Consider the following 14,081-nt stretch of genomic DNA (forward strand, 5'->3'; position numbering starts at 1 on the left):
AAGAAGAAAAGGGATGAAGAAGGCGGTGATGCTCACCACGCGTCGAACACGTCGGCGGCAATGCCGAAGCCCGTGCTCGCGCCGCTGCCGCTGGTGACCAGCACCACGCGCGTGGCGTCGTCGGGCGCGTCGATCACGCAGGGCGTGGTCTTCGACGACGGGTACACGCCGGTCCAGCGTTCCGTGACCTGCGCGGTCTCGAGATTCAGCGTGCTGCGCAGGTGGCGCAGGATGAGCTGGTCGACCGCTTCGATGGCGAAGGGTTCGGGCGCATCGCCGTAGTGGTGCGAATCGCCGACCACCAGCGAGCCGTCGGCGCTCTGCACCACGATGAGGTGGATGCCGTGGTCGAGCGAAGCGCGCTCTTCCTGCATCAGCCGCGCGCGCAGCGCCGCCGCTTCGGGTAAGCTGCTGTAGCCCTCGTAGCGCACCAGGCTCAGGTCGGTCATGACCGCGCCCGGCAGGCGAAAGCCGGCCTCGGGCTGCACGCGCAGCATCTGCAGGCGGCACAGCGTGAGGTCGTGCGTGGCGATGCGGCCGGCGAACAGGCCGTGCAATTCGGTGTTCGTGCAGACCACCACGCGCTCGCCGCGCAGGGTGCCGCGCGAGGTGCGCACGCGCGGGGTTTCGACCTCGTGCACGGTCTCGCCGAAGCGGAACACCACGCCGTGCACTTCGGCCAGCCAGCGCGCGAGCAGGCCGACGGCGGTGCGCGATTCGACGCGCAGCTCGTGCGGGCTGAACAGCACGGAGCGCGCCTGCGCGAGGTTGAGGCCGGGCGCCCTCGCCTGCGCATCGGCGGCGTCGATGAGCGCGCAGGCCTCGGCCATCGGCGTGCGCAGGAAGGCTTCGAGCACGGCATGCGCCTCGGGGCGGTAGGCCGCGAGCCAGAGGTGGCGGTGCACGATGTCGATGCCGGCCTGCGGCGCAACGGCCTGCCACACATCGCGCGAATGCATGGCGCGGCGCCACATGTCGCCCGGCGCCTGGCCGGTGACGGTGATGAAGCCGAAGTTGCGGATCGAGGCGCCCAGGCACGCCGCATCGCGCTCGACCACGCACACGCGCAGGCCGCGCTGCGCGGCGGTGTAGGCATGGGCCAGGCCGACGATGCCGGCGCCGACCACGATCACATCGAAGCTGTCGACGGACATGCTGGGGTTCATCAACGTTGTCTCCAGGCTTGCGTGCGCTTCAGCGCCCAGTGCCCGGCCAGCGCGAACAGGCCGCGGCCGACGGCGGCCGTGAGCATGATGAGCGAGGCCATGGCGGCGGCAGGTGCCACGTCGCCGGCGTCGTCCATGTTGAGCACGGCGATGGCGGCCAGCGTGGTCTGCGGCGAGTAGAGGAACACGACGGCCGACACGGTGGTCATCGCGTTGACGAAGAAGTAGCCGGCCACGTTGAGCACGGTGGGCAGCGCCACCGGCAGGTGCACGCGCCACAGCGTGCGCCAGAACGGCACGCCCATCGACTCGGACACCAGCTCGTACTCGCGGTCGAGCTGGCGCAGCGCGGTGAGCGAGGTGAGGTGCGCCACCGAGAAGAAGTGCGCCACGGTGCAGATCACGAGGATCGCCATGCCGCCGTACAGCCCGTGCAGTGGGTTCGCGGCCGAGTTGAAGAAGAAGATGTAGCCCACGCCGAGCACGAGCCCCGGCACGGCGAGCGGCAGGTTGGCCAGCAGGTTCAGCAGCTCGCGCAGCAGGCCGAAGTGGCGTGGCTTCTCCACGAAGTAGGCCGACACGAAGGTGGCGAGCGCGCCCGCCACGGCCGCGCACAGCGCCAGGCGCAGCGAGTTGCCGTAGCTGCCCCAGCCGCCGCCGTCCATGTTGCTGAAGTCGTAGTTCTTCAGCGACGGCGTGAGCTTGTAGGGCCAGTAGCTGGCGAGCGAGGCGAACACGGCCATGCCGATCATCACGACGATGGCGATGGCGGTGAGCGTGCAGAACACGAGCAGTGCGCGGTCGCGCGATTTCACGGGCTCGGGCTGGTAGGGCGTGGCGCGCGCCGACAACGCGGCGGCCTGCTTGCGCCGCACGCGCCGCTCGACGAGGAACGACAGCACGGCCGGAATCAGCAGCACGAGGCCGACCACCGCGCCCATCTGGAAGTTCTGCTGGCCGACCACCTGCTTGTAGATGTCGGTCGCGAGCACGCCGGTCTGCCCGCCCACGACCTTGGGCACGCCGAAGTCGGTGATGACGAGCACAAACACGACCATCGCGGCCACGATGAGGCCGTAGCGCGACGAGGGCAGCGTGACGGTGCGGAAGATGCGCCAGCGCGAAGCGCCCAGCGTCTGCGCGGCTTCGTACAAACGCCCGTCGGACGTGGCCATGGCGGTGGTGAGGATCAGCAACGCATGCGGCAGCGTCCAGAACACCGAGCCGAGCACGATGCCCAGCGGTCCGTAGATCGACAGGTCGCCCAGCAGCCCCTTGAACAGGCCCTGGTTGCCGAACAGGTAGATCAGGCTGATGGCCGGCAGCAGCGAGGGCGCCAGCAGCGGCATGAGCGCCACAGCGCGCAGCAGGCCCTTGGCGGGCATGCACGAGAGCGTGAGGCCGTAGGCGTACACATAGGCGATGGCGGTGCACAGCACGGCGCTGATCACCGCGAGCAGCACGCTGTTGAAGGCCGACTGCACGAGCGCGGGGCTCTCGAGGTAGCGCGCGAAGTTGGTGAGGCCGACGAATGCGCCGGCGCGGTCGTAGAAGCTCTGGCCAACGAGCGCGCCGACGGGCAGCGCGACGATCACGACGAGCAACAGCACGACCAGCAACACGGCGGCGCCGGTGAGCCAGCGTTCGCGGTCGAAGTGATTCGAACGCGGGATCGCGATCGGGGCGAGGGCTTCTGTTGAACTGCTCATGTTGTTCTTGTTTTGGTTTCGTTGTTCAGGGCGCGTGCACAGGCCACCGGGTACTTCCCTCCGCGAATGTCCCCCGGGGCTTCGCCCCTCCTCCTTGATTTCGCTGCGGGAAGCACCCGGTGTCCTGCGCACGATGGGCGCGGTCGTTGCGCTGTTCGATCAACAGCCGCACTGCCCAACGCTCACACCGATGGGGTGCCTTGCGCAGCGAAATCAAGGAGGAGCCCGAAGGGCGGGGGACATTCGCGGAGCAAGGTACCCCGTCGGCGGGAGCGCGTCCCGAAAGACTGCGCCCCGCGCGACAAGGGCATCGCACGCGCGATGTCATGTCATTGCGCCAGGACCGACAGCGCGTTCAAAGGCAGCTGGATGTGCACCATGCTGCTGGGCACCAGCGGCTCTTCGCCACCGCTGCGTGCATCGGCGGGCAGCTCGGCCTCGATCTCGATGCCCAGTGGCTCGCAGGCCAGGCGGGCCGAGGTGCGGTTGCCGAAGAACTCGGTGTCGAGCAGGCGCGCGGCGAAGCTGTTGGTGCCGAGCTCGGAACCGAAGCGCTTCACCACCACATGCTCGGGGCGGATGCCCACGGTGGCCTGCGAGCCGACGCTGAGGCTGCCGGGCGCGCAGAACAGTTCGCTGTCGCGCACGCGCACCTTGCCGTCGGCCAGCACGGTGGCGGGCAGCATGTTCATGCGGCCCACGAAACCCGCCACGAAGCGGGTGCGCGGCTTGCGGTACAGCTCGTCGGGCGTGCCGGCCTGCTCGATGCGGCCGTTGTGCATCAGCACCACGCGGTCGGCCATCGAGAGGGCTTCTTCCTGGTCGTGCGTGACCATGATGGTGACGATGCCCAGGCGCTTCTGCAGCGCGCGGATTTCGCTGCGCAGCGTGGCGCGCACCTGCGCGTCGAGCGCGGAGAGCGGCTCGTCGAGCAGCAGCAGGCGCGGGTTGGGCGCCAGGGCACGCGCGAGCGCGATGCGCTGCTGTTGGCCGCCCGAGAGCTGCACGGGGTACTTGTCGGCATGCGCGGTGAGGCCGACAAGATCGAGCATTTCGCGCGAGCGCTTGGCCATCTCGCGCGCCAAGGCACCCGTGGGGTGCAGGCCGTAGGCGATGTTCTGCGCCGCCGTGAGGTTGGGGAACAGCGCGTACGACTGGAACACCACGCCGAAGCCGCGCGCCGCCGGCGGCAGGCCCGCGATGTCCTGGCCGCCGAGCAGGATCTGCCCGCTGTCAGCGCGCTCGATGCCGCACACGATGCGCAGCAGCGTGGTCTTGCCGCAGCCCGAAGGACCGAGCAGGCAGACGAACTCGCCGGGCTCGATGTCCAGGTCGATGCCGTCGAGCACGCGCGTGGCGCCAAAGGACTTGCCGATGCCGCGAAGGGAAAGAAAGCTGGTCATGTTCAGTGGCCCCAGTCGAGAAACACCGCGGAACCGGCTTTGCCGGGCCGCTGGTGTTGCCCCCGGTGAGGGGGTTGGCGTAGCGACACGAAGTGCGCGAAGACTGGGGGAGAGCCCATTACATCGGCTTCTTTTCAGCCTTGGCGTCGTAGCGCTTCGACCATTCCGTCAGGATGCGGTCGCGGTTGGCGGCAGCCCAGTTGAAGTCGTTCTTGGCCAGCAGCTTCTCGACGTCACCCGGCACGAACTCGAGCTTTTCCTGGATGCCCGGCAGCGCGAGCACGGCGAAGTTCTTCGCGTACAGCTCGTTGGCCTGCTTGGTCACGGCCCAGTCGGCCAGGGCCTTGGCGGCGTCCTGCTTCTTGCTGGTCTTCATGATGCCGGTGGCTTCCATGTCCCAGCCCAGGCCTTCCTTGGGCAGCACGATGTCGATGGGGGCGCCGTCGCGCTTGGTCTTGTTGGCGCGGTATTCGAACGACATGCCCAGCGCGAACTCGCCGGCGCCGGCCTGGCGGCAGGGCTTGCTGCCCGACAGGCTGTACACGCCGATGTTCTGGTGCAGCGCGTCCATGTACTTCCAGGCCTTGTCCTCGCCCATCATCTGGATCCAGCCCGACACCATGAGGTAGCCGGTGCCCGAGGCGGCCGGGTTGGGCATGGTGATCTGGCCCTTGTAGACCGGGTTGGTGAGGTCGGCCCAGCTGGTGGGCTTGGGCAGGTTCTTCTTCGTGGCTTCGGCGGTGTTGAAGCAGATGGCCGACGACCACACGTCCATGCCGACCCACTTGGGCGGGTTGGCGGTGTCGCGCATGGTGGGCTTGATGGCGTCCAGGCCCTTGGGGGCGTAGGGCTGGAGCATGCCTTCCTTGTCCAGCAGCATCAGCGAGGTGGCGGCCAGGCCCCACACCACGTCGGCCTGCGGGTTGGCCTTTTCAGCCAGCAGCTTGGCGGTGACGATGCCGGTGGAGTCGCGCACGAACTTCAGCTCGATGGCCGGGTTCTCCTTTTCGAAGGCGGCCTTGTAGGCCTGCACCTGGTCGGCTTCGAGCGCGGTGTAGACCAGCAGCTCGGTGCGGCCCTGGGCCGAGGCGGCGAAAGCCAGCGAGAACAAGGCGGCGGGCACGGCGGCCCACATCAGACGACGATGCAGCATGGGAGATTCCCTCGAGGTAAGAACAGGCGGTGTACGCAAAAAGAAAACACGGCCGGGGCCGTGAACGCAGCGATGCTCGCAGCGCTATGTGACAAAGGTTTGTCACACGGCCGTACCCGCGCTGCGGCGTTTGCACTTTCGTCACACGGCTGTCATCGAGCGGCGCGAGCCTGTACAGGCTGTCGCACCCGTTCTTTTGCAATTTCATGACACTCGACCTCGCCGAGATCGCTCGCCTGTTCGCCGAACGCGGCGCGCTGGCGTACGCGGGCGAGCCGGTGTCGCAGCTCGAACACGCGTTGCAATGCGCCTGGCTGGCCGAACAGGCCGGCGCCGGCGACACGCTCGTGACGGCCGCATTGCTGCACGACCTGGGGCACCTGCTGATCGCCGAGCACCAGACGCTGTCGCTCTCGCCCACCGAACTGGGCATTGACGACCGCCACCAGTACATCGCGCTGCCGCTGCTGCGCGGCGCCTTCGACGTGGCAGTGCGCGAACCGATCCGCCTGCACGTGGACGCCAAGCGCTACCTGTGCGCGACGCGACCGGGCTACGTGTCGATGCTCTCGCCCGATTCGGTGCGCAGCCTGGCGCTGCAGGGCGGCGTGATGGACGACGAGGCGGCGCAGCGCTTTGCGGGCCTGCCGTGGTCGGGCGACGCGGTGCGGCTGCGGCTGTGGGACGAGGCCGCCAAGGCCGAGGGGCTGCGAACGCCGCCGCTCGCGCATTTCCTGGCGACGGCGGCGCGCGTGATGCTGCGCTGAGGGCTGGCGGGGCGGCGGGAGCCGCCTTCAGCCCCGCTTAAGACGCACTTGTCTACGATGGGCGCCTCACGAGGTCCGGCGCATCGGCGCCTGCGAGGAAATCCGCATGTCATCTGCTCCATCCCCCACCATCGCGGCGCGTGCCGGCGCGTTCGTCCAGGTCCTGCGCCGCGTGCTGCGGCTCGCGGCGCCCTACTTCAGTTCGGACGAAGAAAAATGGCGGGCGCGCCTCATGTTCGCGGGCATCGTGGCGCTGAACCTGGCGTACGTGTACGCGCTGGTGCTCTTCAACCAGTGGTACGGGCGCTTCTATGACGGGCTGCAGAACAAGGACGCGGTGGTCTTCTGGCGCGAGATCCGCGTGTTCGCCTGGCTGGCCTTCTTCAACATCGCGATCCAGGTGGCGAAGTTCTACCTGACGCAGCTGCTGCAGCTGCGCTGGCGTTCGTGGATGACCCGCCACTACCTCGGCCGCTGGATGGCCGACCGGACCTTCTATCACCTGGAGCTGGCGCGCTACGCGCAGGCCGACGGCGCCACGCCCGACAACCCCGACCAGCGCATCCAGGAAGACATGCAGATGTTCACCAACGCCACGATGACGCTGTCAATGGAGCTGCTGAACGCGGTGGTCACGCTGCTGAGCTTCATCGGCATCCTGTGGGGCCTGTCGGGCACCTTCGACCTGTCGCTGGGCGGCAGCACCTACCAGGTCGCCGGCTCGATGGTGTGGCTGGCGCTGGTCTACTGCGTGGTCGGCACGGTCATCACGCACTTCATCGGCCGGCCGCTGATCGGCCTGAACTTTCGCCAGCAGCGCTTCGAGGCCGACTTCCGCCACCATCTGGTGCGCGTGCGCGAGTACAGCGAAGCCATCGCGCTCGACCGCGGCGAGACGGTGGAGCGCGGCCAGCTCGACACGCGCTTCGGCGCGGTGCTGCGCAACTACCTGCAACTGATCAAGAAGCAGAAGAACCTGGTCACCTTCACCGCGATGTTCGGGCAGGCGTCGGTGATCTTTCCGTTCATCGTGTCGGCACCGCGTTTCTTCAGCGGCGCCATCCAGCTGGGCGCGCTGATCCAGATTTCATCGGCCTTCGACAAGGTGCAGGAGTCGCTGAGCTGGTTCGTCGCCAACTACGACCGCGTGGCCGTCTGGCGCGCCACCACCGACCGCCTGATCAGCTTCGACGACGCGATGCGCGCCCACGCCGCGCGCGAGGACGCCCTGCAGCGCGAAGAAGGCGCCGCCGCGCTGGGCACCAGCGACCTCACGCTCGCGCTGCCCAACGGCACGCAGCTGCTGGCCGGCGCCGCGCTGGCGGTGCGCCCCGGCGACAGCGTGTTGCTGCAGGGCCCCTCGGGCAGCGGCAAGTCGACGCTGTTCCGCGCTTTCGCGGGCATCTGGCCGTTTGCGCGCGGCAAGGTGCAGGCCCCGGCCGACGCGGTCTTCATGCCGCAGCGCCCCTACCTGCCCGACGGCAAGCTGCGCGAGGCGCTGACCTACCCGCACCCGGCCGCCGGCTTCAGCGACGACCAGCTGCGCCAGGCCCTGGCCGATGCGCTGCTGCCCGACCTGGTGAACCGGCTCGACGACAGCGACGCCTGGAGCCAGAAGCTCTCGGGCGGCGAGCAGCAGCGGCTGGCCATCGCGCGGGTGCTGCTGAAGAAGCCGGCGTGGCTCTTCGCCGACGAAGTGACCAGCGCGCTCGATGCACCGGCCGAAGCCGTGCTCTACCAGCGGCTGGCCGACACGGTGCGCGCGGGCGGCGGTGCGATGGTGTCGATCGCGCACCGTCCGGCGGTGGGCGATTTCCATGGCCAGCGGTGGACGCTGGTGCCGCAGGACGAAAGCGCAGCCGGCGGCGCGCGCTACCGGCTCGATACCTCTACAGCGGCTCAGGCCGCAGCGACGTAACGCTCCCAGCCCTTCTTGCGCAGGTCGCAGGCCGGGCATTCGCCGCAGCCGTAGCCCCAGGCCTGGCGGTGTTCGCGGTCGCCGAGGTAGCAGGTGTGGGTTTCTTCCACGATCAGGTCGACCAGCGGCTGGCCGCCCAGGCGGTGGGCCAGCGCCCAGGTCTCGGCCTTGTCGATCCACATGAGCGGCGTCTCGATCACGAGGCGGCGCTCCAGGCCGAGCGACAGCGCCAGCTGCATGGCCTTCATGGTGTCGTCGCGGCAGTCGGGGTAGCCCGAGAAGTCGGTTTCGCACACGCCCGTGACGATCACCTGCAGCCCGCGCCGGTAGGCCAGCGCGCCCGCGAGCGTGAGGAACAGCAGGTTGCGCCCCGGCACGAAGGTGTTGGGCAGGCCGTCGGCCTGCATGGCGAAGGCGACTTCTTCGGTGAGCGAGGAGCCGCCGAGCTGCGCCAGCGCGGCCAGCGTGAGCACGTGGTCTTCGCCCAGGCGCGGCGCCCATTCGGGAAAGCGCTCGCGCATCTTCGCGAGCACGGTGCCGCGCACGTCGAGTTCGACGCGGTGGCGCTGGCCGTAGTCGAAGCCCAGCGTTTCGACACGCTGGTACTTGGACAGGGCCTCGGCCAGGCAGGTGGCCGAGTCCTGGCCGCCGGAGAAGAGAACGAGGGCGGTGGTGTGCAGGGGCATGTCCGTCAACGGCGGGGCCGTTGTAGTGCAAATGCATGATTTTCGCAGCCGATCGATGCTGCGGGCCGCCCTGTTCTGCGGTGCTTCTAGAGAAAGCGCTCCAGCAGCTTGCGCGACGCGCGGTCCAGCGCCTTCGCATCGGGGATGCGGAACTGCACGCCGTGCGCGCTCGCGATGAGCAGCGCACCGCCGTCGAGGCGGCGGATGTCTTCCTCGGCCTTGAGCACGAAGCTGGTGTCGCCGCGGTCGGTGCTCACGGTCCAGGTGCTGGGTACGCCGAAGCTCGACACGCCGTGCAGCTTCAGCAAGGTGGGCGCAAAGTCGCGCACGGCAAGTTCTTCGGTCAGCAGCGCCTGCGTGGGCGCGGGCAGCTGGTCGACGCGGTCGACCCACACGAGTTCGCGGCCTTCGCTGCCGACCAGCGACACGCCCTCGTTGGGCGCACTCAGCGGAAAGGCGCGCACGGGTGTCACGCCCACGTGGTGCTCGCCCTGCGCGTCGGTCAGCACGAGGCGCCCGAAGGTGTCGCGTGCGAGTTCGAAGCTGATGTTGGTATTGGTGCTGCTCATCACACGTCCCCTGCCGGATGGGCGGCATGGCTCACGGCCAGCGGCGCCTGGGCGTTGGCGCGCTCGTCGGCGGCGCCTTCGCTCACATCGTCTTCGTCGCCCTGGCGCAGCTGCGCCTGGTACAGGCGCCAGTAGGCGCCCTGCTTGGCCATGAGCGCGTCGTGCGGCCCGACCTCGACCACCTCGCCGCGGTCCATGACCACGAGGCGGTCGGCCTTGCGCAGCGTGGACAAACGGTGCGCGATGGCGATGGTGGTGCGGCCCTGCACGAGGTTGTCGAGCGCCTTCTGGATTTCCTTCTCGGTCTCGGTGTCGACGGCCGAGGTGGCCTCGTCGAGGATCAGGATGCGCGGGTCGATGAGCAGTGCGCGCGCGATGCTGATGCGCTGGCGCTCCCCGCCCGAAAGGCCCTGGCCGCGCTCGCCCACCAGCGAGTCGTAGCCATGCGGCAGGCGCAGGATGAAGTCGTGCGCGTGGGCCGCGCGGGCTGCGGCCACCACCTCTTCGCGCGTGGCGTCGGGCTTGCCGTAGGCGATGTTCTGCGCGATGGTGCCGAAGAACAGGAACGGCTCCTGCAGCACCAGCCCGACGTGGCGGCGGTAGTCGGCCACGGCGAAGCGGCGGATGTCAGTGCCGTCGACCTTGATGGCGCCGTCGGTCACGTCGTAGAAGCGGCAGATCAGGTTGACCAACGTGCTCTTGCCCGAGCCGCTGTGGCCCACGAGGCCGATCATCTCGCCGGGCTCGATGGTCAGGTCGAGGTCGTGGATCACGGCGCGCGAGCCGTAGCGGAAACCGAGGCCGCTCATCTCGATGCGGCCCTGCACGCGCTCCACCTTCACCGGGTTGGCCGGCTCGGGCACGTTGCTCACGTGGTCGAGGATGTCGAAGATGCGCTTGGCGCCGGCAGCGGCCTTCTGCGTGACCGAGACGATGCGGCTCATCGAATCGAGCCGCGTGTAGAAGCGGCCGATGTAGGCGATGAAGGCGGTGAGCACACCCACCGTGATGCTGCCGCGCGCCACCTGCCAGATGCCGAAGGCCCAGACCACGAGCAGGCCGATTTCGGTCAGCAGCGACACGGTCGGCGTGAACAGCGACCAGGTGCGGTTGAGCTTGTCGTTGACCTGCAGGTTGTAGGCGTTGGCGACGCGGAAGCGCTCGGCTTCGCGGCGCTCCTGCGCAAAGGCCTTCACCACGCGGATGCCGGGAATGGTGTCGGCCAGCACGTTGGTCACTTCGGACCAGACGCGGTCGATCTTCTCGAAGCCGGTGCGCAGGCGGTCGCGCACGACGTGGATCATCCAGGCGATGAAGGGCAGCGGCACCAGCGTGACCACAGCCAGCAGCGGGTTGATCGAGATGAGGATGGCCGCCGTCATGACGATCATCAGCACGTCGTTGGCGAAATCGAGCGCGTGCAGCGACAGGAAGACGTTGATGCGGTCGGTTTCCGAGCCGATGCGCGCCATCAGGTCGCCGGTGCGCTTGCCGCCGAAGTAGTCCAGCGGCAGGGTCAGCAGGTGCTCGTAGGTGGTGGTGCGCAGGTCGGCGCCGATGCGCTCGGACACCAGCGCCAGCAGGTAGGTGCGCGCCCAGCCCAGCCCCCAGCCGACCAGCGCCGCAATCAGCAGGCCGCCCAGGTACAGGCCGACCCGGCCGGAATCGATCTTCTGCCCGTTCTGGAACGGAATCAGGATGTCGTCCATCAGCGGGATGGTCAGGTACGGCGGGACCAGCGTGGCGGCCGTGGAAATCAGGGTCAGGACAAACCCGAGGATCAGCTGCTTGCGGTACGGCCCGGCAAAGCGGCCCAGGCGCAGCAGCACCCAGGTCGAGGGCGGGGTCTGGAGCTCGGTGTCGGTGCCGTCCACGTCGAGAAGTTCGGGCACCTCTTCTGTCGCCTTCGCGACAGCGGGCGCGGCGCGCTGGCCGAACAGCTTGAGCAGCTTCAGCGCCGCCGGCTGGCCGGCCAGGGTGTAGCGCCAGCGGGCGAGCTGTCCGGCGGGGCCGATGAGGTCGAGGGTTCCGACGCCTGCGTGGTCGGAAAGACGCATTTCCAAGGCTTGATCGGTGAGTGGCCACTCACGCCACTCGCCGCCGGGTTCCAGGGCGATGAGCCGCTGGTCGGTCAGGGCGACGAGGCCCGTGGCGAAGCGAAGTTGGTCGTCGAGGTCAACCGCAAGTGTTACCGAAACGTTTTCAGCGCCTGCGAGTCGGCTTTTCAGCACGCCTGAGACCGCCTCCGTTTCGCCCGCCTGGGCGCCGACTGGATCGTGATGTTGCATTGTGTTTATTTGACTCTTGCCCGTCGCGGGCCGCAGGGACCGCGTCATGGCGTCCTTGGTCGGGCGCCGATTCTGACTGATCGCCATGGGTGCGCTTGAAGGCGCCGTGGTGCTCGGCCAAAGCACATCGAACGTTTGCATGACCCGTTTCGACGACATCCAATTGCTGCGCATCAACTATTTGCGCGGTCCCAACCTCTGGACCTACCGTCCGGTGCTCGAAGTCTGGCTCGACCTGGGCCAACTGGAAGACTTCCCCTCCAACAAGATCGACGGTTTCACCGACCGGCTGACCACCCTGCTGCCGGCGCTCATCGAGCACCACTGCGGCGTGGGCGAGCGCGGCGGGTTCATCCAGCGCCTGACCGAAGGCACCTGGTCGGGCCACGTGCTGGAGCACGTCGTGATCGAACTGCTGAACCTGGCCGGCATGCCGACCGGCTTCGGGCAAACCCGCAGCACCTCGGAGCACGGCGTGTACCGCATGGTGTTCCGCGCGCGTGACGAGCAGGTCGCCCGCGTGGCGCTGGCCGAAGGCCACCGCCTGCTGATGGCAGCCATCAACAACGACCCGTTCACCGCGGCCGACGTGCAGACCGCCGTCGAGGCCGTCAAGGCCAAGGTCGAGGACTGCTACCTCGGCCCGAGCACCGCGGCCATCGTGTCCGCCGCCACCGACCGCGGCATTCCGCACATGCGACTGAACAGCGGCAACCTGGTGCAGCTGGGCTACGGCGCCAACCAGCAGCGCATCTGGACCGCGGAAACCGACTACACCAGCGCCATCGGCGAATCGATCGCCAGCGACAAGGAACTGACCAAGTCGCTGCTCGCCAGCTGCGGCGTGCCCGTGCCGCACGGCCAGGTGGTGGAGTCGCCCGAAGAAGCCTGGGAAGCCGCCGAGGACATCGGCCTGCCCGTGGTCGTGAAGCCGTCGGACGCCAACCATGGCCGCGGCGTGTCGCTCGAGCTGACCACGCGCGAGGAAGTCATGGCCGCCTTCGCGGTCGCCGAGCCCGAGGGCAGCGACGTGATGGTCGAGCGCTTCATCCGCGGCCACGAACACCGCCTGCTGGTGGTGGGCGGCGAGGTGGTGGCGGCCGCGCGCGGCGAGATCATCACCGTGACCGGCGACGGCACGAACACCGTGGCCGGGCTGATCGACAAGCAGCTCAACAGCGACCCGCGCCGCGGCGCCGAAGAAGAATTCCCGCTCGACGTGATCGTGCTGGCCACCGACGCCAAGCTGCAGCTCGAACTCAAGCGCCAGGAACTGGACGGCAACTCGGTGCCCGCCGCCGGCCGCGTGGTCACGATCCAGCGCAACGGCAACATGGCCTACGACTGCACCGACCTCGTGCACCCCGAGGTGGCGCACGCTGCCGTGCTCGCCGCCCGCGTGGTCGGCCTGGACATCGCGGGCATCGACATGGTCGCGCAAGACATTTCCAAGCCGCTGGGCCCGCAGGGCGGTGCGATCGTCGAAGTGAACGCCGGCCCCGGCCTGCTGATGCACCTGAAGCCGGCCATCGGCTCGCCGCGCCCCGTGGGCCGCGCCATCTGCGACCACCTGTTCCCGAACGACGCGCCCGGCCGCATCCCCGTGGTGGGCGTGGCCGGTTCGCGCGACACCGCCGTGCTCGCACGGCTGGTGGCCTGGCTCATCAACCTCGGCGGGCGCCACACCGGCCTGGCCTGCCGCGACGGCCTGTTCCTGGAACGCCGCCGCGTCGACGCACGCGACAGCGCCAACTGGGACGCCGGCCACCGCCTGCTCGTGAACCGCGCCGTCGAGGCCGTGGTGATCGAGAACGGCGCCGAGACCATCCTGCGCGACGGCCTGGCCTACGACCGCTGCGAAGTCGGCATCGTGACCGACCTCGAAGGCTGCGAAGCCCTGGCCGACTACGACATCACCGAGAGCGACCAGATGGTCAAGGTGCTGCGCACCCAGGTCGACGTGGTGCTGGGCGAAGGCACGGCCGTGCTCAACGCCGACGAGCCGCGCATCGCCGCGCTGGCGCCGCTGTGCGATGGCGCCGTCATCCTCTATGCGGCCGACCCGCAGGCCGCCGCGCTCGCCGCGCACCAGGCCGAAGGCGGCAAGGCCGTGCTGGTGCGCCAGGACCGCGTGGTGCTGGCCAACGGCACGAGCGAATCGTTCCTGCCCGGCCTGGGCCGACTGACCATCTGGCGCGCGACCCACGTCGGCGTGAGCCTCGAAAGCCTGCTGGCCGCCGTGGCCGCCGCCTGGGCCATGGGCATTCCGCTCAACCTGATCGGCGCCGGTGTCGAAGCCTTCGAAGCCGACCTGCAGGCGGCCCTGGCCTCGCTGCAGCTGTCGCAGGCCTCGCCCCTTTCGCCCCAACTACAACTGGCATGACACGATGCGCCGCCCCGCCACCCGCGGGGCCGGCGCCCT

The 14,081-nt window shown here is 68.8% G+C and carries 10 protein-coding genes; 3 read left to right on the forward strand and 7 right to left on the reverse strand.

Going from position 1 to position 14,081, the window contains the following annotated elements:
• Window positions 1-32: 32 nt before the first annotated feature.
• The 4 genes from AC1RLW_RS29860 to AC1RLW_RS29875 all read right to left on the reverse strand — a co-directional run bounded on the left by AC1RLW_RS29860 (window position 33) and on the right by AC1RLW_RS29875 (window position 5,431).
• Window positions 33-1,166 (reverse strand): TIGR03364 family FAD-dependent oxidoreductase, encoded by a 1,134-nt coding sequence (locus AC1RLW_RS29860; RefSeq protein ID WP_493196084.1) that lies wholly within the window; start codon window positions 1,164-1,166, stop codon window positions 33-35.
• Window positions 1,166-2,875: a putative 2-aminoethylphosphonate ABC transporter permease subunit gene (locus AC1RLW_RS29865; RefSeq protein ID WP_493196086.1), complete on the reverse strand. Its 1,710-nt coding sequence runs from the start codon at window positions 2,873-2,875 to the stop codon at window positions 1,166-1,168. Before AC1RLW_RS29865 ends, AC1RLW_RS29860 begins: the two co-directional genes overlap by 1 nt.
• Before the next feature lie 329 nt (window positions 2,876-3,204).
• Entirely contained in the window at window positions 3,205-4,278 is a 1,074-nt protein-coding gene (locus tag AC1RLW_RS29870) for an ABC transporter ATP-binding protein (protein WP_070060031.1), read from the reverse strand.
• A gap of 118 nt (window positions 4,279-4,396) precedes the next feature.
• On the reverse strand, window positions 4,397-5,431 hold the full coding sequence (locus tag AC1RLW_RS29875; RefSeq protein ID WP_095948258.1) for a putative 2-aminoethylphosphonate ABC transporter substrate-binding protein: 1,035 nt from the start codon (window positions 5,429-5,431) through the stop codon (window positions 4,397-4,399).
• A gap of 206 nt (window positions 5,432-5,637) precedes the next feature.
• Here AC1RLW_RS29875 and AC1RLW_RS29880 point away from each other — a divergent pair, with 206 nt between their 5' ends.
• Both AC1RLW_RS29880 and AC1RLW_RS29885 read left to right on the forward strand, forming a co-directional pair.
• The gene (locus tag AC1RLW_RS29880; RefSeq protein WP_095948257.1) at window positions 5,638-6,198 is read left to right on the forward strand and encodes a phosphonate degradation HD-domain oxygenase; all 561 of its coding nucleotides are present in this window, start codon (window positions 5,638-5,640) and stop codon (window positions 6,196-6,198) included.
• A 106-nt stretch (window positions 6,199-6,304) separates the two neighbouring features.
• Window positions 6,305-8,116: an ABC transporter ATP-binding protein/permease gene (locus AC1RLW_RS29885; protein WP_493196087.1), complete on the forward strand. Its 1,812-nt coding sequence runs from the start codon at window positions 6,305-6,307 to the stop codon at window positions 8,114-8,116.
• Here the strand turns inward: AC1RLW_RS29885 and queC are convergent.
• From queC to AC1RLW_RS29900, 3 genes are all read right to left on the reverse strand, one after another.
• On the reverse strand, window positions 8,098-8,802 hold the full coding sequence (gene queC / locus AC1RLW_RS29890) for a 7-cyano-7-deazaguanine synthase QueC (RefSeq protein WP_095743689.1): 705 nt from the start codon (window positions 8,800-8,802) through the stop codon (window positions 8,098-8,100). The genes AC1RLW_RS29885 and queC overlap by 19 nt on opposite strands.
• An 86-nt stretch (window positions 8,803-8,888) precedes the next feature.
• On the reverse strand, window positions 8,889-9,371 hold the full coding sequence (locus AC1RLW_RS29895) for a cyanophycin metabolism-associated DUF1854 family protein (RefSeq protein ID WP_493196088.1): 483 nt from the start codon (window positions 9,369-9,371) through the stop codon (window positions 8,889-8,891).
• Window positions 9,371-11,659: a cyanophycin metabolism-associated ABC transporter gene (locus AC1RLW_RS29900; protein WP_492686239.1), complete on the reverse strand. Its 2,289-nt coding sequence runs from the start codon at window positions 11,657-11,659 to the stop codon at window positions 9,371-9,373. Before AC1RLW_RS29900 ends, AC1RLW_RS29895 begins: the two co-directional genes overlap by 1 nt.
• A gap of 139 nt (window positions 11,660-11,798) precedes the next feature.
• Between AC1RLW_RS29900 and AC1RLW_RS29905 the strand changes: the two genes are divergently transcribed.
• Complete coding sequence (locus AC1RLW_RS29905) at window positions 11,799-14,042, forward strand: cyanophycin synthetase (RefSeq protein WP_307583196.1); 2,244 nt, start codon at window positions 11,799-11,801, stop codon at window positions 14,040-14,042.
• Window positions 14,043-14,081: the final 39 nt, after the last annotated feature.

It is taken from the genome of Variovorax sp. GW822-FHT04A09 (genome assembly GCF_058801005.1).

Coding starts and splice junctions, on each gene's coding strand:
- AC1RLW_RS29905 (WP_307583196.1), top strand. CDS start 11,799: ATGACCCGTTTCGACGACATCCAATTGCTGCGCATCAACTATTTGCGC.
- AC1RLW_RS29870 (WP_070060031.1), bottom strand. CDS start 4,278: ATGACCAGCTTTCTTTCCCTTCGCGGCATCGGCAAGTCCTTTGGCGCC.
- queC (WP_095743689.1), bottom strand. CDS start 8,802: ATGCCCCTGCACACCACCGCCCTCGTTCTCTTCTCCGGCGGCCAGGAC.
- AC1RLW_RS29880 (WP_095948257.1), top strand. CDS start 5,638: ATGACACTCGACCTCGCCGAGATCGCTCGCCTGTTCGCCGAACGCGGC.
- AC1RLW_RS29900 (WP_492686239.1), bottom strand. CDS start 11,659: ATGCAACATCACGATCCAGTCGGCGCCCAGGCGGGCGAAACGGAGGCG.
- AC1RLW_RS29865 (WP_493196086.1), bottom strand. CDS start 2,875: ATGAGCAGTTCAACAGAAGCCCTCGCCCCGATCGCGATCCCGCGTTCG.
- AC1RLW_RS29860 (WP_493196084.1), bottom strand. CDS start 1,166: ATGAACCCCAGCATGTCCGTCGACAGCTTCGATGTGATCGTGGTCGGC.
- AC1RLW_RS29885 (WP_493196087.1), top strand. CDS start 6,305: ATGTCATCTGCTCCATCCCCCACCATCGCGGCGCGTGCCGGCGCGTTC.
- AC1RLW_RS29875 (WP_095948258.1), bottom strand. CDS start 5,431: ATGCTGCATCGTCGTCTGATGTGGGCCGCCGTGCCCGCCGCCTTGTTC.
- AC1RLW_RS29895 (WP_493196088.1), bottom strand. CDS start 9,371: ATGAGCAGCACCAATACCAACATCAGCTTCGAACTCGCACGCGACACC.